This is a genomic window from Pseudoalteromonas sp. P1-26 (assembly GCF_001401795.1).
Lineage (GTDB): Bacteria > Pseudomonadota > Gammaproteobacteria > Enterobacterales > Alteromonadaceae > Pseudoalteromonas.
This window is the reverse complement of sequence record NZ_LKDX01000037.1, coordinates 1-20,770: the sequence shown is the minus strand read 5'-3', so window position 1 is coordinate 20,770 and position 20,770 is coordinate 1. Positions and strand designations below refer to the sequence as shown.

Genomic DNA, 20,770 nt, shown 5'->3' with positions numbered 1-20,770 from the left:
TTTAAGCGTACAATACAGCCTTTAAAAAACACCATACACGTTGCCTTAGGAGACCCCATGTTAGAACGTAGCATGAATATTTCGGATTTCGATCCAGAGTTATTTGCAGCCATCAATAAAGAGACGGCTCGTCAAGAAGAGCACATCGAACTGATCGCGTCTGAAAACTACTGTAGCCCACGCGTACTTGAAGCGCAGGGTTCTCAGCTTACCAACAAATATGCTGAAGGTTACCCAGGCAAACGTTACTATGGCGGTTGTGAGCATGTTGACGTTGTTGAGCAATTAGCAATTGACCGTGCAAACGAATTATTCGGCACAGATTACGCTAACGTTCAACCACATGCGGGTTCACAAGCAAACGCAGCTGTTTTCCAAGCTCTTCTTCAGCCGCACGATACAGTACTAGGTATGAGCTTAGCTCATGGTGGTCACTTAACTCACGGCTCACACGTTAACTTTTCTGGTAAAACGTACAATGCAATTCAATACGGCCTAAACGACGAAACAGGCGAAATTGATTACGCTCAAGTTGAAGCACTTGCATTAGAGCACAAGCCAAAAATGATCATCGCTGGTTTCTCTGCATACTCAGGCGTTGTTGACTGGGCTAAATTCCGTGAAATCGCTGATAAAGCAGGTGCATACTTATTCGTAGATATGGCTCACGTTGCTGGTCTTATCGCGGCTGGTGTATACCCAAGCCCAATCCCTCACGCACACGTTGTTACAACAACAACTCACAAAACATTAGCAGGTCCTCGTGGCGGTCTAATCGTTTCTGCATGTGGAGATGAAGAGATCTACAAAAAGCTAAACAGCGCTGTTTTCCCTGGCGGTCAAGGTGGTCCTTTATGTCACATCATCGCTGCTAAAGCGGTTGCTTTCAAAGAAGCATTACAACCAGAATTCAAAGCGTACCAAGCGCAAGTTGTTAAGAACGCACAAGCAATGGTTGAAGTACTGCAAGAGCGTGGCTATAAAGTTGTTTCTGGTAAAACAGACAACCACTTATTCCTTCTTGACCTAATCGATAAAGATATCACAGGTAAAGATGCTGACGCTGCACTAGGTAACGCAAACATCACTGTAAACAAAAACTCAGTACCAAATGACCCACGTTCACCGTTTGTAACGTCTGGTCTTCGTATTGGTTCTCCGGCTATTACTCGCCGTGGTTTCAAAGAAGCTGAGTCAAAAGAGCTTGCAGGCTGGATCTGTGACGTACTAGACAACATCAACGATGAGTCTGTACAAGCAGAAGTAAAAGAGAAAGTTAAAGCTATCTGTAAAAAATTACCAGTTTACGCTTAATTACTAGTTAAACCGTAATTAAGATAACAATAGCGTTGTTTTTTGCTATTATAAAGGCCGCTTACTAAGCGGCCTTTTTTTGTTTTTTATAAACGGAAGTTGAACCCTATGCATTGCCCTTTTTGCACCGCAAAAGATACTAAAGTAATTGATTCTCGACTAGTTGGCGGTGGTCACCAAGTGAGACGTCGACGTGAATGTAACGAATGCCATGAGCGCTTTACCACCTTTGAAGGCGCTGAACTTGTGATGCCAAGAGTCATCAAGCAAGATGGTAGCCGCGAACCATTCAATGAAGACAAATTACTGAATGGCTTGCATCGCGCTTTAGAGAAACGCCCAGTGAGCACTGAGCAGGTCGATGAAGTCGTTAACATTATTAAATCTCAACTTCGTGCTACGGGTGAGCGTGAAATCTCTAGCCATTTAATTGGCGAATGCATCATGGAGTCACTAAAGAAACTCGACAAAGTAGCCTATGTGCGCTTTGCATCGGTTTATCGTTCATTTGAAGATATTCGCGAGTTTGGTGAAGAGATCGCTCGTTTAGGTGATTAATCATGTCGTTTACAGAGCTTGATACAGCTTACATGGCTCGTGCCATTGAGCTTGCTAAACAAGGTCGTTTTACTACGACGCCAAACCCGAATGTTGGCTGTGTTTTGGTTAAAGATGGCGAAATAGTCGGTGAAGGGTTTCATCAATTAGCAGGGCAGGGCCATGCTGAAGTGAATGCCTTGGCTGTAGCTGGCGACAACGCGAAAGGCGCCACTGCATATGTGACTTTAGAGCCTTGTAGTCACTATGGGCGCACTCCACCTTGTGCCGAAGGTTTAAAAGCAGCAGGTGTAAGTAAGGTCATTGCAGCTATGGTTGACCCAAACCCTGCGGTGAGTGGTCGCGGCCTACAAATTTTAGCTGACGCCGGTATTAGCGTTGCATCTGGTTTACTTGAACAACAAGCGCGCGATTTAAATAAAGGTTTTTTAAAGCGTATGGAATCTGGATTGCCATATGTGACTTGTAAAATGGCATGTAGTTTAGATGGTAAAACAGCGCTAAATAACGGCCAAAGTAAATGGATAACAGGCCCTAAGGCGCGCCAAGATGTGCAAGCATTTCGTGCGCAAAGCTGTGCTATCCTAACCGGTGCAGACACCGTTATTACTGATAATGCCAAACTTAATGTCCGTGTTGATGAGTTGCCATTTACCATGCCAACCTCGTTGCCTTTGCGCCAACCAACCCGAATCATTATTGACTCACAAAACAGGTTAACGCCTGAACTTGCGTTATTCAGCATCGAGAGCCCGATGATAATTTTTACCACGTCGCTTGATAATCATACCAAGTGGCCTCACTTTGTTAAACACGAAGTGGTGCCAGCAAATAACAATAAAGTTGATTTATCGGCGGTTTTAAAGCGTCTTGCTGAACTACAATTTAATCATATTTGGCTCGAAGCGGGTGCAACCCTTGCAGGGGTGTTCGCAGAGCAAGATTTAATTGACGAATACATTGTTTATATTGCCCCTAAGTTAATAGGTGATATGGGCAAAAGCTTACTAAACTTTGCAGAAGTCACCATGATGAGTGATATCACTGAACTGACCTTTACTGATACAGTGATGATTGGCGATGATATTCGCTTAACAGCGATAAAAGCAAAGCAAGCCACAGACATTGAAAATAAAGAGTAGCACTATGTTTACTGGAATTATTGAAGCAACAGGTAAAATTGTTGAACTAACACAAAAGCAAGGTGATCTAGCTATTCGTATTCAAAGCCCTAATTTGGATATGAAAGACGTCAAGCTCGGTGACAGTATTGCCACCAATGGTGTGTGTTTAACGGTTGTCGCTAAACATAGCGATGGTTTTAGTGCTGACTTATCAAACGAAACAATTAGCTTAACTGGGTTTGCACATTATAAAAAAGGTCAAACAGTTAACCTCGAAAAAGCCATGCAACCGGTTTCTCGCTTAGGTGGGCACTTAGTGTCAGGGCATGTTGATGGTATTGCGACTGTCGAAAGTATTAGTCCCAATGCTCGTGCAACCGAGTACTGGTTAAGCACAGACAATGATTTAATGAAGTACATTCCGTACAAAGGTTCTGTGTGTATTGATGGCATTAGCCTAACCGTCAACGAGGTTGAGCAAAATCGCTTTAAGCTGACGATTGTTCCGCATACTGCAGAGCAAACAACGATTGCAGAATTTCAGGTGGGGACTCAGGTGAACTTAGAAGTTGACCAGATTGCTCGCTATTTAGAGCGCCTAATTAAAGGGGCTGAACAACCTTCCCGTTCAGACATATCAATGAGCTTGTTAGCACAAGCTGGCTTTATTAAGTAAGCAAAGATACGTCACTATTAATCATACTCTCATGGGCACATTATGAATTTACACAGCGCGCAAGAAATTATCGATGACATTAAAGCCGGTAAAATGGTTATTTTAATGGACGATGAAGACCGAGAAAATGAAGGCGATTTAATCATCGCAGCAGAGCACATTAGTGCTGATGCTATCAACTTTATGGCAACACATGGCCGTGGTTTAATTTGTTTAACAATGACACAAGAGCGTTGTCAGCAGTTAGAATTACCACTGATGGTGAAAAATAACGGTGCAGCTTTTTCAACTAACTTCACTATGTCGATTGAAGCGGCGAAAGGTGTAACTACAGGTATTTCAGCGGCCGACCGTGCACGTACCGTTCAAGCCGCAATCGCTAAAGGTGCCGTGCCGAGCGATATCGTTCAGCCAGGGCATATTTTCCCAATTATGGCGCAGCCTGGTGGCGTGTTAACACGTGCAGGTCATACTGAAGCAGGTTGTGATTTAGCGCGTTTAGCGGGTCTTGAGGCGTCATCTGTGATTGTTGAAATCTTAAACCCAGATGGCACCATGGCGCGTCGCCCTGATCTTGAAGTATTTGCTAAAGAGCATGACTTAAAGATTGGCACCATTGCAGATTTAATCGAATACCGAAACCTAAACGAAACCACCATTGAGCGCGTTGCTAAATGTAAACTGCCAACAGATCACGGTGAGTTTGATTTAGTGACCTACAAAGACACCATTGATGGTCAGCTTCACTATGTTTTACAAAAAGGTGAAGTATCGAAAGACGAACCAACGTTAGTACGTGTTCACTTACAAAGTACCTTTAACGATATTCTATTATCAGATAGAAGTGCTGATCGTAGCTGGGGCTTATCAGATGCGATGGCTTATATCGCTGAGCACAACGGTGTGCTGGTTATCTTGGGTAAACAAGAGTCAACAGAAGACCTAGAAGCAACCGTTAAAGCCTTTGCCGCTGAAGATGCTGGCGAAAATGTGAGTCATCGTAAATTCCAAGGTACATCGCGTACTGTGGGTGTGGGCTCGCAGATTTTGGCTGATTTAGGTATTGAAAAGATGCGCTTAATGAGCCGTCCTAAGAAGTACCATGCGTTATCTGGTTTCCACTTAGAAGTGGTTGACTATGTTGAGCCTCGCTCTTAATTAGGTAAAACAGATTTACTAGGCTACTTTTATATTTTTGTGGTATTATGCGCCGTAATTTTTGCGCAATCGCAACCGCTTAAACTTATTTTTTAGGGTTATTAAATGAAAATTATTGAAGGTAACAAATACGCACCGGGCAAAAAATTTGCCATTGTCATTTCTCGCTTTAATGACTTTATTGGTAGCAGCCTATTAGCAGGTGCTGTTGATGAGCTTAAGCGCACAGGTGGCGTATCTGAAGACGACATTACAGTTGTTTACGTACCAGGTGCCGTTGAATTACCTTTAGCAGCGAAACGCGTTGCAGCAAAGAAAGAACACGATGCAATCATCGCTTTAGGCGTAGTGATCAGAGGTGGTACACCACACTTTGATTTAGTCGCTGGCGAATCAAACAAAGGTCTTGCGCAAGTATCTCTTGAGTATGATATCCCGGTTGCATTTGGCGTATTAACCACTGAAAGCATTGAGCAAGCAATTGAGCGCGCAGGTACCAAAATGGGTAACAAAGGCGGCGAAGCTGCTTTAGGTGCGCTTGAAATGGTTAATGTGTTAGACAAAATTTAAGTTTAAGGAATCTCTGTGAAACCAGCAGCAAGACGTAAAGCACGTATCTTAGCACTTCAAGCCGTATACTCTTGGCAGTTAAGCGGTAACCCAATTGCTGATATTGAACAGCAAATGTTAATTGAAAATGATGTGACTAAGATCGACGTCGAATATTTCAAAGACCTAGCACGCGGTGTTGTTGTTAACTGTAAGCAATTAGATGAAATCGTTGCGCCACATTTAGCACGCCCAGCTGATGAGTTAGACATGGTCGAAAAAGCAATTTTACGTCTGTCTGGCTATGAGTTGAAATTCCGTGAAGACGTACCTTACAAAGTGGCAATCAATGAAGGCATTGAGCTTGCTAAGATGTTTGGTGCTGAAGACAGCCATAAGTTTGTCAACGGTGTACTTGATAAAGCAGTGAAAGAACTGCGTAAGTAAGTAACCCCGTAAAGGAGAGCCGGCTTGGGCCGGCTTTTTTGTGTATGAAGGAATTTGAACTAATCAATCGTTACTTTAAGGGGCGTGGCATTATTCGCCGTGATGTGAACCTAGGTATTGGTGACGATTGTGCCTTAGTAACTGTGCCTGAAAACTGTCAATTGGCGGTAACAACAGACACCTTAGTTGCGGGCGTACACTTTTTTGATGACATCTCTGCGCGTGCCCTTGGGCATCGAGCTTTAGCTGTTAACTTAAGTGATCTTGCGGCAATGGGCGCTGAACCTACGTGGATTTCGGTAGGCCTAACTTTGCCTGAAGCAAATATAGAGTGGCTTGAAGAGTTCACTGAAGGCATGCATGAAATTGCAGAGTACTTCAATGTGCAAATCATTGGTGGTGATACCACTCAAGGCCCTTTAACTATTACGATTTGTGCTAAAGGTATCGTGCCTGAAGGCAAAGCACTGCGCCGTAGCGGTGCTAAAGTTGGCGATTGGATTTATGTAACAGGTCCATTAGGTGATGCTGGTGTAGCCATTGAAGCCCGTAAACAAGGCCTCGATATCGCCCCTGAACACTTAAGCTATTTAAATAATCGCTTTGATTATCCGACTCCACGTGTTGCAGCTGGTCAGGTTCTGCGAGGCGCTGCCTCTGCAGCAATTGATATTTCCGATGGCTTATTAGCTGACTTGGGCCATATTTTAGCGCTATCGCAAGTTAGTGCGGTGATCAATGTTGATAAAGTGCCTGTTTCTGATGCATTAAACTCGTCGATTCCACGAGCAGAGCAATTTGACTATATCTTAAATTACGGTGACGACTACGAGCTGCTGTTTACTGTGCCAGAAAGCAATAAAAGCATGGTTGATATGAAGCTACGCCAATATGGTGTTGAAGCAAGTTGTGTAGGTCAAATTAAAAGTGGCGAAGGTGAGATTGAGCTATTACTTGATGGTGAGCAATTTAATTATCAAGGTAAGGGCTTTCAGCACTTTACGAAGGAGCCGGTTTGAGCAGTAACCGATTATTCAATTTAAAACGCCCACACCAATTTTTTGGTTTGGGTTTTGGCTTAGGCCTTGCCCCTAAAGCACCTGGCACCTTTGGTACCTTTGCTGCCTTGCCACTTATTTTTACTACTATGTACTTTCCACTGTGGTTACAGATTGTGTTTGCCATCGTGATCAGTGTATTTGGTATTTGGGCATGTGGTAAAACAGCAGATGACTTAGGGGTACATGATCATCCAGCCATTGTTTGGGATGAAGTTGCTGGTTATTATATCACCATGATTGGTGCTGCACTGAGTTGGCAGTCACTGTTGGTTGGTTTTTTATTGTTCCGCTTTTTTGATATCGCTAAACCAGGCCCTATCCGAATTCTAGATAGACGTTTACACGGTGGCTTGGGCATCATGGCTGATGATATTTTAGCAGGTATATTTTCATTAATTTGTGTTCAAGCCTTGTTTAAAGCAGGCTATTTGCCTTTTTAAACGATGAGTTAAGTGTTACTTGGTGGCAAGTATATGATGCGATTTCTAGTTGTCTGTTTGTTGATGCTTTGCAGCACGTCTGCGTTTGCATCTATTACTGACTATGTCGTCAAACAGTGGAACATCCAAAATGGCTTGCCATCGCAATCTTTAAAAAGCATTGCTCAAGATGAGCAAGGTTATATGTGGCTAGGTACTCAGTTTGGCTTAAGCCGCTTTGATGGTAACACCTTCACTAACTTCAATACGCAAAACAGCGATTTCCTACCAAGTAATGGTATTAATAAGCTATTAGTTGATAGTACTGGGTTACTTTGGGTTGGTACCAAAAATGGCTTGGTAACACTTGATCCTAAAACCATGATGTCGCAAACCTTTAACGTTAAAGGTCCGGTTCGCGATATTCTTGAAGACTCCAAAGGCAGTATATGGATTGCAGCGAATGGCCTTTATTACGTTGCTCGAAATCAAGTCACACTCAATCAAAACTCAGCGTTAATTGTACCTGTATCTAATGCCACTGCAATTACGCAAATTGTTGGTTCAGTGAGCCAAATGGCGTTGTCGCCAGAAGGCATTTGGCTGGTCAATGAGCGTCATTTATTGCGTTTAACCAATACCTCTTCTGACTTTGCTAAATTACGATTAGAGCTGACTGCCAAAGTTTCATTACCTGAGCGTTTAGCACAAACAATTATTCATGATATGGCTTGGCTTGAAGGGAACTTATACCTTGCCTCAGAGCTGGGTGCCTACTTCCTTGATTTAGATGACGAGCTGCGTCCATTCCCACTGCCAAATGCCAGTAACTCTGCCGTTTATAAGTTTATGAGCGACTCAGATGGAGCGCTCTGGATTTCGACCTATGGCCGACTGTTATTTCGTGATAACTCAGGGGATTGGCAATGGGTTGAGCCAAGCCAGCTCGATCAAAGCATTTGGTTTGCCGATATTTTCCGTGACAATCAAAATAACATTTGGCTGGCAAGCTTCAGTGAAGGCTTATGGCTTGCTCACGAAGGGCGTATTGAACGTCACTCAGCTATCTCAAATATGACCGAAGCGGTGATGGCAATTAGCCAAGCACCTGATGGCAAATTATGGGTGGCTAACCGCAGCGGTGTTGGTTACTTCGATTACAACAAGAATTTTGTAAATCAAATTCCGAGTAACCAGTTTGGTCGAGCAGCAGTGCACGACTTACAATTTGATGGTGACCGTTTGTACATCGCAACAGGCCGCGGTGTGTTTTATTACGAAAACCAAAACTTGTATACGGTGCCGGGGCGAGCACTGCGCGATAACCCAGTATTCGCAATTAGCCGTTCTAGCAAAGGCGGTTTTTGGCTCGGTACTGGCCGTGGTATGTACCGCTTAAGCTACGGTGGTTTAACACCCTTTGCATACAATGCTTTCTTAAGCAGTAAATTTATTACCTATGTTCTGGATGAGCAAAACTTTGGCTTAATTGGCACCAGTAAAGGGGCTTATTACTTTACCGACCGCGGGATTGAAAAAATTGGCGACCAAACCAGCTTAGAAAGTGCCTACGTTACCAGTATTTTGAATATTGAAGGGGTGGGGATATTAATTGGCTCACTTAACGATGGTTTATTTTATCGCAGTACCAAAGGCCAGTGGCGTCAGTTAGATGCAACAGACGGTCTGCCGTATGGCTCTATTTTTAGTCTTGTTTACGACAAGCAATTAAAACGTATCTGGGTCAGTACCATGAAGGGTGTATACCGCATGCCAGTCGAGCAGTTTGGTACTGATATCGAGAGCTTAAAAGTAGAACAAGTGATCTCATCGTTCGACCGTCAACTTGATGGTAAAGCAAGTCAGTGTTGTGCTGGTCTGGGTCATGATGCTGTAGCAGATACAGGTAACTCTATTTGGTATCCAAGCCTACAAGGTGTGGTAGAAATACCAAAGAGCGTTGAGCTTTTTGGTGTACAAGCACTTAAGCCTCGTATTGAAAGCTTGATCACGCCGCTTCGTCATTTAAGTACAGCTACTTTAGGCAGTAAGCCAGAGCTACAAATTGATGAACGCGATGTAACGTTAAAATACACTGCGATTGATTATTATGCTCCTTCAAGTATTGAGTTCCGTTACCGTTTAAGTGGCCTAGACAGTGACTGGCGTTATGCCAATACTCGTCGTGAGGCAATCTATACCAACTTACCGCCGGGGTCGTTTTTATTCCAACTTGAAGCAAAACGCCGTGGTGAAGATTGGCAAAAAGCACGTCGTACTGAGTACAGCTTTGTAGTGCCGCGCCGTTTTGATGAGACTATTTATTTTAGACTCTTGATCACTAGTAGCTTTATTTTACTGTTCTACCTTGTATTTTGGGTATTTAGAGCGCAAGAGAAACGTAAGCAATTAGCCCTTGAAAGCTTAGTAACAGAACGTACCGTAGAGCTTCGAGAAGCTAACGATAAGCTTAATCAAGTGAACTCACAGCTTAAGTTAGTTAGTCACTCAGATGAGCTTACAGGCCTACGTAGCCGCCGCTTCTTGTTTGATCAGCTCCCTAAAGATATCGAACACTTCCAGCGTAACTCGCAATCATTGCAAGCGCAGGGTAAGTCGCTCGTGCTATTGATAATTAACTTTGATAACTTCAGTCGCATTAATGATGCATATGGCCCGCTCGCCGGCGATAGCTGCTTACAGCAAATGGCGACTTTACTGAATAGCCGTACTCAAGGTTCTGACTATGTTGCACGTTGGAGTGGCGATGAGTTTTTACTCTTACTACGTGATTTCAAACGCACAGCAATAGACAATTATGTGGCCGATTTATGTGAAGCAATTGCAGCAAACCCATTTAGATTACCGAATGGAGAATCGACCACGATTACTGCGTCGGTTGGCTGGTCTTTCTATCCTTTACCTTTATTAGGTGGCCAAGTTATTGGTTGGGAAACCTCAGTTAACCTTGCTGATATTGCATTGCATCAAGTGAAAAAGCGCGGTGGTGATGGCGTTGCCAACATTACCTTTGACGAGCAATTAGATGCCTTTGAGTTCGAACAAAGCCACAATGTTGATCAGCAGCTTAGTGCACTACAAGCTAATGGTTTAGCCGATATTAAAATTTGGATGCGCTAGCGTTTCTATTGGTATTAAAAAAGGAGCCTTAAGGCTCCTTTTTAGTGAATGCTGTTTGGCTTAAGCCATGAACGCTTTGATGCTAGTTAAAATACCATTAGCATCTAGGCCCATTTCGGCGTGCATTTCATCTTGCGTGCCATGCTTGATGAACTCATCTGGAATCCCTAAGTTTAAGATAGTCACATCCGCTTTGATTGCAGCTAAGTATTCATTTACAGCAGAACCCGCACCGCCTGCAATGGCGTTGTCTTCTAGAGTAACAATTACATCATGGTTGCCAAGTAATTCACTGATAGCGTCAGTATCAAGAGGCTTAATAAAGCGCATATCAATCACTGTTGCGTTAAGCTTTTCAGCAGCTTCTTTGGCGTTCTCTAACAGCGTACCAAACGACAAGATGGCCACTTTATTACCTTGTTTGATGCTACGCGCTTTACCAATTTCAATTGCACTCATGGTTGATTCAACCTCACAGGTGCCGGCACTACCACGTGGGTAACGAACAGCAACAGGTTGATTGCATTGGTAGCCAGTGTAAAGCATTTGGCGGCACTCGTTAGTGTCGCTAGGCGCCATGATGATCATATTAGGAATACAGCGCATAAAGCTTAAGTCATAGGCGCCTTGGTGAGTTTCACCATCAGCACCAACAATACCGGCACGGTCAATAGCAAATAGAACAGGTAAGTTTTGTAATGCTACATCGTGGATAAGTTGGTCGTACGCACGTTGTAAAAAGCTTGAATAAATAGCAACAACAGGCTTCAACCCTTCACAAGCAAGACCAGCTGCAAGCGTTACAGCATGTTGCTCAGCAATTGCTACATCAAAGTATTGCGCTGGGTACTCTTTAGAAAAACGTACCATGCCTGAGCCTTCACGCATGGCAGGGGTAATTGCCATTAGCTTGTCGTCTTGAGCTGCCATATCGCATAACCAGTCACCGAACACATTTGAGAATGTGGCAGCGCCCGGTTTTGATTTTGGTAATTTCGACATGCTCGGATCAAATTTTGGTACGCCGTGGTAGCCAATTGGATCTGCTTCAGCAGGCTTATAACCTTTACCTTTTTGCGTTTTAATATGTAGTAATTGCGGACCTTTAAGGTTGCGCATATTACGTAAGGTATCAACCATCATATTAACATCGTGGCCATCAATTGGGCCGATGTAGTTTAGGCCTAACTCTTCAAAGAAAGTGCCCGGAATGACCATACCTTTTAAGTGTTCTTCCATGCGGCTAGCAAGTTCTTTCACTGGCGGTAAACCAGAAAGAAGCTTTTTACTGCCTTCACGAATATTGGTGTAGAAGCTGCCAGATAAAATACGGGCAAAGTGATTGTTTAGTGCACCTACGTTTTCTGAAATCGACATTTCATTATCGTTTAAGATAATTAACACGTTAGGGTTAACATCACCCATGTGGTTCATCGCTTCAAATGCCATACCAGCAGTGATCGCACCATCGCCAATAACAGCAACTGTTTTACGATCTTTACCTTCTTTTTCGGCAGCAATGGCCATGCCTAAGGCTGCTGAAATAGAGGTGCTCGAATGGCCAACACTAAATGTATCGTAAGGGCTTTCTTCACGGAATGGGAAAGGGTGCAAACCGTCTTTTTGACGAATAGTATGCATTTGGTCACGACGACCCGTTAAGATTTTGTGCGGATATGCTTGATGACCCACATCCCATACTAAACGATCTTCAGGAGTGTTATAAACATAATGCAGCGCAACGGTTAGTTCAACAGTGCCTAAACCTGATGCTAGATGACCACTACTTTGCGAAACTGAATTAAGTAGGTATTCGCGTAACTCTTTACTAAACGCAGGTAACTTGTCTTGCGCTAAATCACGCAGCTGTGCTGGTTCGTCAACCAAACTTAATAATGGATACTTGCTACTATCAAGTGTCATGATTTTTTATACATCCTTCGCTAACCAGAGTGCATTATAGCCCATTGCTGCTCTGATTTTTTAGTTATTTTGTCTTTCTTTTTTAGGCATTAATAATTACGTTCAACGATATAGCTAGCAAGGCTCGCCAGTTCGCTGGTGTCGTAATCAATTGCCTCAAGAGCTTGATGAGCTTGAGCTAGTAAATCTTGTGCTTTTTGCTTTGCACCAGCCATACCTAATAAAGCAGGGTAAGTTGCTTTATTAGCCGCAATATCTGAGCCTTGTGGCTTACCTAATGTTTCAGTATCAGCTTCTACATCAAGGATATCGTCTTGTACCTGAAAAGCTAGCCCTATTGCTTGGCCAAATAGGTTTAATTGCGCGAGAGTATGTTCATCACAGCTTTTTGCACTCAATGCACCAAGTGTAATAGCACAATTAAGCAAGGCGCCCGTTTTTAGCTGATGAATGCGCTCTAACTGCGCAACGGTAATTTCTTTATCGGTCGCTTCAATATCCAGTGCTTGCCCACCTACCATACCTTCAATACCTGAGGCTTTGCTTAATGAGGCAATCATTTTTACTTGCTGGCTCGCAGGAACGGCAAATTGATGGTTGGCAATTAAATCAAATGCCAGCGTTTGTAATGCATCGCCCGCGAGTATGGCTTGCGCTTCGCCATAAACAATATGACAGGTAGGGCGGCCACGTCTTAAGTCATCATCATCCATGGCAGGTAAGTCATCATGGACTAAAGAGTAGCTATGAATACACTCAATAGCGGCAGCAAGAATATCAAGATCGGTCTTGTCTGCGCCCATCATTCGACCCGTTGCGTATACAAGGTATGGACGTAAGCGCTTACCACCATTTAAAACACCGTAATGGGTGGCTTCTTTGATGGTTTTTTCGGTATTAAGTGGTAGTTCGAAATAGCGATTTAAATGTGCTTCAACGTCTTCACGAGCGCGTTGTAGTTGTTCTTTTAATTGCACTTAATTAGTCCAAGTTTGAATCAAAATTGCTAAGAGGAGCTTGGCTATCGTTACCCATTAAAATGGCAACCTTTTGTTCGGCTTGCTGTAACTTACCAGACGAAGCATTCGCCAGTGCAATGCCGCGTTCAAATTGTTTTAGCGATTGTTCTAGTGACAATTCACCTTGCTCCATTTGTGCAACAATTTGAGATAATTCATCCAGCGCTTCTTCAAAGCTTAAGTTTTCTGGTTTCTTTGTTGCCATTGTGGCCTCGATAGCTGTTAGAAAGTGAGGCCAATTTTAGGGGGAATGCTAAACTAGGTCAAAGAATGATGTGTTTTTTTACGCATAATCCATTTTCAATATGCTATTTTTACGGTTTTAGATACAGCTTAAACTTGTAGCTTAAAAATCTTACATTAAAATAAAATTAATTCATTTAATGATTTAAGTATTTCAACTGCTTGCCGATAAGCAGTTAATAATAAAAATTTGATACCTGAGGGTGTCGTGTAATTGTTCCTCTGGAGGGGTATGTGGATTTAGCAACCATAATAGGTATTCTTGGTGCCATAGGCTTAATTGCTATGTCGATGGTGTTAAGTAGTGACGGCCAAGTTGCAATGTTTTACAACACGCCTTCGGTGGTCATTGTATTTGGTGGTTCGATTTTTATCGTATTATCGAATTTCACTATGGGGCAATTTTTGGGCATAGGTAAAGTCGCTGCAAAAGCCTTTATGTTCAAAATCGAATCTCCAGAAGAATTAATTGAAAAAGCAGTAGAATTAGCTGATTCAGCACGTAAAGGTGGTTTCTTAGCATTAGAAGAAGCCGAAATCCCCAACGGTTTTATGCGCAAAGGGGTCGATATGTTAGTGGATGGTCATGATGCTGATGTTGTTCGTGCCACCCTACAAAAAGATATTTCTCTTACAGCTAACCGTCATGAACTAGGGGCTGGGTTATTTAAATCACTTGCCGATATTGCCCCTGCGATGGGTATGATCGGTACGCTAATCGGTTTGGTTGCTATGTTATCAAACATGGATGACCCAAAAGCAATCGGCCCTGCAATGGCGGTTGCACTTTTAACTACTCTCTATGGTGCGTTCTTAGCAAACGTTGTTGCTATTCCAATTCAGGTAAAACTAGAGCTACGTAAAGACGAGGAAGCGCTTAATCAACGTTTAATTCTCGACGCGGTACTAGGTATTCAAGATGGTCAAAACCCGAAAGTAATTGAAGGTATCTTGAAAAACTACTTAGCTGAATCAAAACGTAAAGTTGATACCGAGGAGTAGGGCATGTCAGATCAAGAGTGCAAATGTCCACCACCGGGTTTACCCGCGTGGATGGGAACCTTCGCAGATTTAATGTCATTATTAATGTGCTTCTTTGTACTCTTGCTTGCTTTCTCAGAAATGGACGTACTGAAGTTTAAGCAAATTGCCGGCTCCATGAAGTTTGCTTTCGGTGTACAAAATAAAATTGAAGTAAAAGATATTCCAAAGGGAACCTCGGTCATTGCCATGGAGTTCACTCCGGGTAAACCTGAACCCACTCCTATTGAAACGATTCAACAACAAACCGTAGAAATGACGCAACAAATGCTTGAGTTTCAGGCTGGCGACGAAAGCTCTGCCGGTGGTCGACAAGAACAGCGCGGTAATAAACGTGGTGGTGAATCGCAAAGTACGGCTCAGCAACAAGCTTTAGAACAGTCAATTTCAGCAGCTGATCAAGAACAAACAAATGAACTTGTGAAGAAAATTGCTCAGCAACTAGAACAGCAAATTATGGATGGTGCGATTGAGCTCGAGTCATTAGGTCAGCAAATTATTATTCGTATCCGTGAGAATGGCTCATTCCCATCAGGTAGTGCTTTTTTACAGCCAAAATTTAAACCTATTATTCGTGATATTGCTACGCTGTTAAAAGATGTGCCGGGTGAAATAACCGTGTCAGGTCACACTGATGACTTCCAAGTATCGAATGAACTTTATACTAATAATTGGGATTTATCATCAAAACGTGCGGTGGCAGTTGCCAGTGAAATGGAAAAAGCGCCCGGTTTTGATAAATCTCGTATGATGGTGGTAGGTCACGCAGAAACAAGGCCTCTTGTACCGAATGTGACCGATGAAGATCGCAAGCGTAATCGCCGTGTTGAAATCTCTATTATGCAAGGTAAAGCACACGAGTCTGACCCTATTGATGTAAGGCAATAAATCAATTAAAGTGAAACTTCATTAACACATGTAATGGAGTATAAAAATGAAAAAAGTTGATAAATATAGCTATATGCCAGGCAATGGTGATGGCGGTGATGATGATAAAACTGATTAAGGCACTGCATTTTGCCTGATTGGTTTGTAGAAATTAGAGTTATATTAAGCAATAGCTGGGTGTTCATTTTGAGCCCGGCTATTATTATTTTTTACCTTCGTAAAGATTGGCCCGCTTTTTATTTCTCTATCATTACTGCTGCTTTTTTCCTTTATGGAACTCTTATTTATTCTGCTTTAAGAGAGTTTGATGATATCTATATCTGGCGCTATGTAGTCTGGGCTTTTAATGATATTGCTTGGATGGCAATCATTGCTTACTTGGGTATTAAAGATAAAGTCTACTTATGGCAAAGTGTTTTAGGGCAGTTGGTTGTGATAATGGCGCCCATTCTACAGTTGTTCCGTTTAGTTGACCGCCACCTTTGGGATTTGTCTTACAGCACCTACATGTACAAGACCCTGCTACCGCTAATCAATATTGGTACTGTGGTCGTATGTTACCTACCGCTTATCTACCTCTTTACTCGACGAAGCCAGCAAGCATAAGGCGTTTCTTCGTTAAAAATCCTGTGCTAGACTACTGTTTATAAAAACAGTATTTAGTGTTGCGTTATGAAACTTTACATTGCCGAAAAACCATCCTTGGCGCGAGCCATTGCAGATGCACTGCCAAAACCACAAAAAAAGCATGATGGCTATATAGAGCTAGGTAATGGTGATTGTGTCTCATGGTGTATTGGTCATTTGCTTGAACAAGCAGAACCCGATGACTACGATGCAAGTTTTAAAAAGTGGCGGTTTGAGCATTTACCTATCGTGCCTGAACAGTGGCAATTAAAGCCTAAATCAAAAACACGTAAACAACTCACTGTATTAAAAAAGCTAATCAAGCAGGCAAATATAATTGTTCATGCCGGCGACCCTGATAGGGAAGGCCAGCTATTGGTTGATGAAGTGATCGAACAGGTTAAACTTAGCCAAGTTAAAAAACAGCAAATTCAACGACTCTTGATCAGCGACTTAAACTTAGGTGCAGTTAAAAAAGCGCTGAATAATTTAAAATCGAATCGCGATTTTATTCCATTGAGTGTATCGGCTTTAGCTCGCTCACGTGCCGATTGGCTATTTGGCATGAATTTAACTCGCGCTTATACGCTTGCTGGGCAAAAAGCTGGGTTTGGTAATGTGTTATCTGTTGGGCGTGTTCAAACTCCTATTTTAGGTCTAGTTGTAAATCGTGATAATGAAATAGCTAACTTTGTAGCGAAACCTTTTTATGAAGTATTAGCTCATCTTGAAACTCAGCAGCAGCAAGTATTTTCTGCAAAGTGGCAGCCAAGTAAAGCATGTGAACCTTATCAAGATGAAGAAGGGCGGGTATTACATAGAGGGCTTGCTGAAAATGTTGTGTCACGCATAACTAATCAGCCAGCGAAAGTAGTTGAGCTTGAACAAAAGCAAAAAAAGCAACAAGCGCCACTGCCTTATAACTTGTCGGCTTTACAAATTGATGCGGCAAAGGCTTTTTCAATGCCAGCACAAAAGGTGCTAGATACCTGTCAAAGCTTGTATGAGCGTCATAAGTTAATTACGTACCCTCGTTCAGATAACCGCTATTTACCAAAAGAGCATCATAAAGATGCAGCGAGTATTATTGCCGCCATCACTAATAATGAAGGTCAAGTAAATGAAGCTTGCAAGCAAGCTGATACCAATAAGCGGAGTAAATGTTTTAATGACAGCAAGGTTGCAGCTCACCACGCTATTGTTCCTACTGAAAAACAGCTTCGCTCAGCATCATTAAATAGTGATGAACAAAAAATCTATCGGTTGATCTGCCGTCATTATTTAATTCAGTTTTATCCAGACTATATATTTAACGAAACTAAAGTAACGGTTGAAATTGCGGGTGGGCTTTTTAAAGCTGCTGCTAAGCAAGATGTTAGCTTAGGCTTTAAAACATTAATGGGCAAAACAGAGTTAAAAGATGAGCAAACCTTACCGCCACTTGAAAAAGGTCAGTCGCTACATTGCAATCAAGGTGAAGTGGTAGACAAAATGACGACACCGCCAGCGCATTTTACTGATGCTACCTTATTGAGTGCTATGACAGGCATCAGCCGCTATGTGAAAGACCCAGAAATTAAAAAGATCCTCAAAGAAACTGATGGCTTAGGCACTGAGGCTACAAGGGCTGGTATTCTTGAGCTTTTATTTAAACGACGCTTTTTAGAGCGTCAGGGTAAAAACATTCTAGCTACCGCAACAGGCAAAGCTCTTATAAGTACATTACCAGAGCAGCTTGCTAGCCCTGACTTAACAGCTAAGTGGGAAGCATCGTTAGGGAATATAGCTGAGCAACACATGAGTTATCAGCAATTTTTAACACCATTGTTGGCAGAGTTACATGCTTTAGTTGAGCAAGCCAAGCAGTGCGACAGCCAAGTCTTTGCTCAGTTACCAAAAACGCCGCAAAAGCGACGTTTTAAAAGAAAAACTAAGCCTAGAGCTAAGTCAGCCTAAACTATTTTTTGTTGAATAGGGCAACCGCAGCATTACTCATCGCTGTAATCCCTGTAGGAAGAGCCTTCTTGTAATCAGGTGCAAACTTGCTTGAGTGTAAAGAAGGTAATGTTGCGCCAGATTGCATTGCTGCATCATATTGACTCGGTTCAACACCGCCTAACCAAAACAAAGTAATTGGCACGTGCTGCTCTGTACGACCGTATAGACCAAAGTCTTCGCCAGCCATTACAGCTTCAGTTTCAAGAACATTGTCTTCACCAATAGCATTAGCAATTGCTGAACGCACTACATTGGTTTGTGCAGGGTTATTGTAAGTCGAAGGAATTGACTCATCTTCATGTACATATACTTCAGGCGCTAAGCTTTCATCAAGGCCAGCACTTAATGCGATACCTTTAGAAATTCGTTTAATCGCCGCGATTTGTTGCAAACGTACTTCAGGGTTATAACTGCGAAGTGTGAGCTGTAGTTTTACTTCATCAGAAATGACATTGTGTTTAGAGCCACCATGAATTGAGCCAACAGTGACCACTGACGGTTCAAGTGGTGACAATTCGCGACTAGTAATAGTTTGCAGTGCCAATACAATACGTGAAGCAATCACAACAGGGTCTATTGTTGTATGTGGATAGGCACCGTGACCGCCTTTACCCTTTACAGTAATATCAACAGAGTCAACACTTGCCATCGTATACTCAGTTTTCATGCTAACTTTACCAGCAGGAACACTCGCACTTACATGTAAACCAATAACATGGTCTGGAGTAGGGTACTTAGTAAAAAGCCCTTCTTTAAGCATTGCTTTTGCACCACCGCCTACTTCCTCTGCAGGTTGTGCGACCATCATTAACGTACCTTGCCATTGATCTTTATGTGTCATTAACTGTTGTGCTGTGCCAATAAATGAACTCATGTGAATATCATGACCACAACCATGCATTACGCCAACTGTTGCACCAGCATTATTTGTTACAGTCACTTTAGAGGCGTAAGGTTTTCCTGTTTGCTCAACAATTGGTAATCCATCAGTATCTGTGCGGATCATTACTGTAGGGCCATCACCGTTTTCATAAATACCAACAACGCCGTAACCACCCACATTATCAGTAACAGTAAAGCCCAGCTGTTTTAATTGCTTTGCTAGCTTTTGACCTGTTTGTTTTTCGTGGTAAGACAGCTCGGGAGATTGATGTAAATCTAAATAAAGCTTTTCAATCTCAGGCATAGTTTTTTTGAGATTTAAATCGAGCGTTGTTGCTTGTGCGAATGGACTAAGAAGTAATAAAGCTGCAGAAATAGCAGATAATTTCATAATGACCTCGACCCGTGGGGCTTGTAATTGTTATGTTTGCCACTATATAAAAACCTAAATACTTATATAGTGCAATCGATCAAATGAATAATATGATAAAACTTACCCAGCAAAATTTGCAGCAAGCACTGGGTGAAACGTCCGCTGAAAAACTAGTGCTACTTACTTTTTACTCTGCGCAAAACCCAGAGTGTCATCAGCAAGCTGCAATTTTAGAGAAAATAGCAAATGAGTATGGTGAGCATTTATTAGTAGCAACATTAGATTGTGATGTTGAGCAAGCTCTTGCAGGGCAACTTGCGCAGCAAATTGGTTTACAAGCATTACCTACGCTTGTGATGTTAAAAGAATCAGCGCCTGTAGATATGTTACCGGGTGCTCAAACAGAGCAGCAAATTCGCGATGCGCTAGCCAAACATTTACCAGCTCAACACGAGTTATTACTAGAGCAAGCTAAGCAAGCGTTAATCAATCAAGATTTAAATAATGCTTTTAACTATGCAAAGCAGGCTTATGAGCTTGATCCAAACCATACACGGGTAAAGTTAGTTTTAGCTGATATCTGTATTCAAATTCATAAATTAGAAGATGCACAAGCATTATTAGATTCGGTTGCAGAAAATGAACGTGATGCGTATTTCACAAATATCCAAGCAAAATGTGAACAAGCATTAGCAGCAACAGATTCACCAGAGATAAAAGCACTGCAGGATAAAGTTGAAAAATACCCAAATGATTTAGAGATAAAAGTAGAACTAAGTAATGCTCTTAATAGCGCGGGTCGTAAAGAAGAAGCTTTAGAGATGCTATTTAATGTACTTAAAAAAGATCTTAACTACGCAGATGCAAAACCAACCTATCTAGAAATTATCGCTTCTTTACCTGATGGCGATGCCTTGGCATCTAAGTATCGTCGTAAGTTATATAGTATCTTGTACTAATTCAGAGTTGATTGATAAAAGCGCCACTAAGATTGTGGCGCTTTTTTTTATTTAAAAACTTGCGTATTACCTAATTTCGATAATACTTAAGATCCTCTCGAGAAAAGTTGACTGTATTTTGTACAGCAAACTGTGTTTTTTACTGCCTTTAGCTTGTTTTTTGCGCGAAAGGTAAGTTTTTAGTAGTTTTCTACAAAAAGTGCTTGCGTTAATTCTTCGCATCCCTATAATGCGCATCCACTGACACGGCGGGCAGCAACGAAAGATGCTGAACAACGTAGCAGAGAGTTAAGTAAAACTTCGGTTTAAAACGGTCTAAAAAGAAAGTTTAAAATTAAGTGTTGACTCGAAAAATTAAGGATGTATTATA

General features: G+C 42.1%; 19 protein-coding genes. 15 read left to right on the top strand and 4 right to left on the bottom strand.

Going from position 1 to position 20,770, the window contains the following annotated elements:
• Positions 1 to 57 precede the first annotated feature (57 nt).
• The 10 genes from glyA to AN394_RS16105 all read left to right on the top strand — a co-directional run bounded on the left by glyA (position 58) and on the right by AN394_RS16105 (position 10,447).
• The gene (glyA, locus tag AN394_RS16150; protein ID WP_055021994.1) at positions 58 to 1,314 is read left to right on the top strand and encodes a serine hydroxymethyltransferase; all 1,257 of its coding nucleotides are present in this window, start codon (positions 58 to 60) and stop codon (positions 1,312 to 1,314) included.
• Between the two features lie 108 nt (positions 1,315 to 1,422).
• Positions 1,423 to 1,872, top strand: coding sequence for a transcriptional regulator NrdR (gene nrdR, locus AN394_RS16145; protein WP_054552576.1), 450 nt, complete (start codon positions 1,423 to 1,425; stop codon positions 1,870 to 1,872).
• A 2-nt stretch (positions 1,873 to 1,874) separates the two neighbouring features.
• Complete coding sequence (gene ribD, locus AN394_RS16140) at positions 1,875 to 3,014, top strand: bifunctional diaminohydroxyphosphoribosylaminopyrimidine deaminase/5-amino-6-(5-phosphoribosylamino)uracil reductase RibD (protein ID WP_055021993.1); 1,140 nt, start codon at positions 1,875 to 1,877, stop codon at positions 3,012 to 3,014.
• A 4-nt stretch (positions 3,015 to 3,018) separates the two neighbouring features.
• On the top strand, positions 3,019 to 3,672 hold the full coding sequence (locus tag AN394_RS16135; RefSeq protein ID WP_054562663.1) for a riboflavin synthase: 654 nt from the start codon (positions 3,019 to 3,021) through the stop codon (positions 3,670 to 3,672).
• Positions 3,673 to 3,714: 42 nt separating this feature from the next.
• Positions 3,715 to 4,830 carry a bifunctional 3,4-dihydroxy-2-butanone-4-phosphate synthase/GTP cyclohydrolase II gene (gene ribBA, locus AN394_RS16130; RefSeq protein ID WP_054562662.1) on the top strand — a complete coding sequence of 372 codons (1,116 nt, stop codon included), beginning with the start codon at positions 3,715 to 3,717 and terminating at the stop codon, positions 4,828 to 4,830.
• A gap of 105 nt (positions 4,831 to 4,935) precedes the next feature.
• A complete protein-coding gene (ribE, locus tag AN394_RS16125) occupies positions 4,936 to 5,400 on the top strand; it encodes a 6,7-dimethyl-8-ribityllumazine synthase (protein WP_054562661.1) in 465 nt (154 codons plus the stop codon).
• Positions 5,401 to 5,415: 15 nt separating this feature from the next.
• Positions 5,416 to 5,826 carry a transcription antitermination factor NusB gene (nusB, locus tag AN394_RS16120; protein WP_054552571.1) on the top strand — a complete coding sequence of 137 codons (411 nt, stop codon included), beginning with the start codon at positions 5,416 to 5,418 and terminating at the stop codon, positions 5,824 to 5,826.
• A gap of 44 nt (positions 5,827 to 5,870) precedes the next feature.
• On the top strand, positions 5,871 to 6,845 hold the full coding sequence (thiL, locus tag AN394_RS16115; protein WP_054562660.1) for a thiamine-phosphate kinase: 975 nt from the start codon (positions 5,871 to 5,873) through the stop codon (positions 6,843 to 6,845).
• Positions 6,842 to 7,327 carry a phosphatidylglycerophosphatase A gene (locus AN394_RS16110; protein ID WP_055021992.1) on the top strand — a complete coding sequence of 162 codons (486 nt, stop codon included), beginning with the start codon at positions 6,842 to 6,844 and terminating at the stop codon, positions 7,325 to 7,327. The genes thiL and AN394_RS16110 overlap by 4 nt, the downstream gene beginning before the upstream one ends.
• A gap of 33 nt (positions 7,328 to 7,360) precedes the next feature.
• Positions 7,361 to 10,447 carry a ligand-binding sensor domain-containing diguanylate cyclase gene (locus AN394_RS16105; protein WP_054562807.1) on the top strand — a complete coding sequence of 1,029 codons (3,087 nt, stop codon included), beginning with the start codon at positions 7,361 to 7,363 and terminating at the stop codon, positions 10,445 to 10,447.
• A 60-nt stretch (positions 10,448 to 10,507) separates the two neighbouring features.
• Here AN394_RS16105 and dxs read toward each other — a convergent pair whose 3' ends face one another.
• From dxs to xseB, 3 genes are all read right to left on the bottom strand, one after another.
• Complete coding sequence (gene dxs / locus AN394_RS16100; protein WP_055021991.1) at positions 10,508 to 12,370, bottom strand: 1-deoxy-D-xylulose-5-phosphate synthase; 1,863 nt, start codon at positions 12,368 to 12,370, stop codon at positions 10,508 to 10,510.
• A gap of 89 nt (positions 12,371 to 12,459) precedes the next feature.
• Complete coding sequence (ispA, locus tag AN394_RS16095; protein WP_055021990.1) at positions 12,460 to 13,347, bottom strand: (2E,6E)-farnesyl diphosphate synthase; 888 nt, start codon at positions 13,345 to 13,347, stop codon at positions 12,460 to 12,462.
• A 4-nt stretch (positions 13,348 to 13,351) separates the two neighbouring features.
• Positions 13,352 to 13,594, bottom strand: a complete 243-nt coding sequence (gene xseB / locus AN394_RS16090; RefSeq protein WP_054552565.1) for an exodeoxyribonuclease VII small subunit — start codon at positions 13,592 to 13,594, stop codon at positions 13,352 to 13,354.
• Between the two features lie 272 nt (positions 13,595 to 13,866).
• On the opposite strand from xseB, the gene pomA reads away from it, so the two are divergent.
• The 4 genes from pomA to AN394_RS16070 all read left to right on the top strand — a co-directional run bounded on the left by pomA (position 13,867) and on the right by AN394_RS16070 (position 18,144).
• Entirely contained in the window at positions 13,867 to 14,634 is a 768-nt protein-coding gene (pomA, locus tag AN394_RS16085; protein ID WP_054552564.1) for a flagellar motor protein PomA, read from the top strand.
• Between the two features lie 3 nt (positions 14,635 to 14,637).
• Positions 14,638 to 15,561, top strand: coding sequence for a flagellar motor protein MotB (locus AN394_RS16080; protein WP_054562656.1), 924 nt, complete (start codon positions 14,638 to 14,640; stop codon positions 15,559 to 15,561).
• Between the two features lie 129 nt (positions 15,562 to 15,690).
• Entirely contained in the window at positions 15,691 to 16,167 is a 477-nt protein-coding gene (locus AN394_RS16075; RefSeq protein ID WP_054562655.1) for a hypothetical protein, read from the top strand.
• 66 nt (positions 16,168 to 16,233) lie between these two features.
• A complete protein-coding gene (locus AN394_RS16070; protein WP_054562654.1) occupies positions 16,234 to 18,144 on the top strand; it encodes a DNA topoisomerase III in 1,911 nt (636 codons plus the stop codon).
• 1 nt (position 18,145) lies between these two features.
• Here the strand turns inward: AN394_RS16070 and AN394_RS16065 are convergent, their stop codons facing one another.
• Positions 18,146 to 19,459: a M20 family metallopeptidase gene (locus AN394_RS16065; protein WP_054562653.1), complete on the bottom strand. Its 1,314-nt coding sequence runs from the start codon at positions 19,457 to 19,459 to the stop codon at positions 18,146 to 18,148.
• A gap of 83 nt (positions 19,460 to 19,542) precedes the next feature.
• Between AN394_RS16065 and AN394_RS16060 the strand changes: the two genes are divergently transcribed.
• Positions 19,543 to 20,400, top strand: coding sequence for a tetratricopeptide repeat protein (locus AN394_RS16060; protein ID WP_055021989.1), 858 nt, complete (start codon positions 19,543 to 19,545; stop codon positions 20,398 to 20,400).
• Positions 20,401 to 20,770 lie beyond the last annotated feature (370 nt).

Coding starts and splice junctions, on each gene's coding strand:
- glyA (WP_055021994.1), top strand. CDS start 58: ATGTTAGAACGTAGCATGAATATTTCGGATTTCGATCCAGAGTTATTT.
- nrdR (WP_054552576.1), top strand. CDS start 1,423: ATGCATTGCCCTTTTTGCACCGCAAAAGATACTAAAGTAATTGATTCT.
- ribD (WP_055021993.1), top strand. CDS start 1,875: ATGTCGTTTACAGAGCTTGATACAGCTTACATGGCTCGTGCCATTGAG.
- AN394_RS16135 (WP_054562663.1), top strand. CDS start 3,019: ATGTTTACTGGAATTATTGAAGCAACAGGTAAAATTGTTGAACTAACA.
- ribBA (WP_054562662.1), top strand. CDS start 3,715: ATGAATTTACACAGCGCGCAAGAAATTATCGATGACATTAAAGCCGGT.
- ribE (WP_054562661.1), top strand. CDS start 4,936: ATGAAAATTATTGAAGGTAACAAATACGCACCGGGCAAAAAATTTGCC.
- thiL (WP_054562660.1), top strand. CDS start 5,871: ATGAAGGAATTTGAACTAATCAATCGTTACTTTAAGGGGCGTGGCATT.
- AN394_RS16105 (WP_054562807.1), top strand. CDS start 7,361: ATGATGCGATTTCTAGTTGTCTGTTTGTTGATGCTTTGCAGCACGTCT.
- dxs (WP_055021991.1), bottom strand. CDS start 12,370: ATGACACTTGATAGTAGCAAGTATCCATTATTAAGTTTGGTTGACGAA.
- xseB (WP_054552565.1), bottom strand. CDS start 13,594: ATGGCAACAAAGAAACCAGAAAACTTAAGCTTTGAAGAAGCGCTGGAT.
- AN394_RS16080 (WP_054562656.1), top strand. CDS start 14,638: ATGTCAGATCAAGAGTGCAAATGTCCACCACCGGGTTTACCCGCGTGG.
- AN394_RS16070 (WP_054562654.1), top strand. CDS start 16,234: ATGAAACTTTACATTGCCGAAAAACCATCCTTGGCGCGAGCCATTGCA.
- AN394_RS16065 (WP_054562653.1), bottom strand. CDS start 19,459: ATGAAATTATCTGCTATTTCTGCAGCTTTATTACTTCTTAGTCCATTC.
- AN394_RS16060 (WP_055021989.1), top strand. CDS start 19,543: ATGAATAATATGATAAAACTTACCCAGCAAAATTTGCAGCAAGCACTG.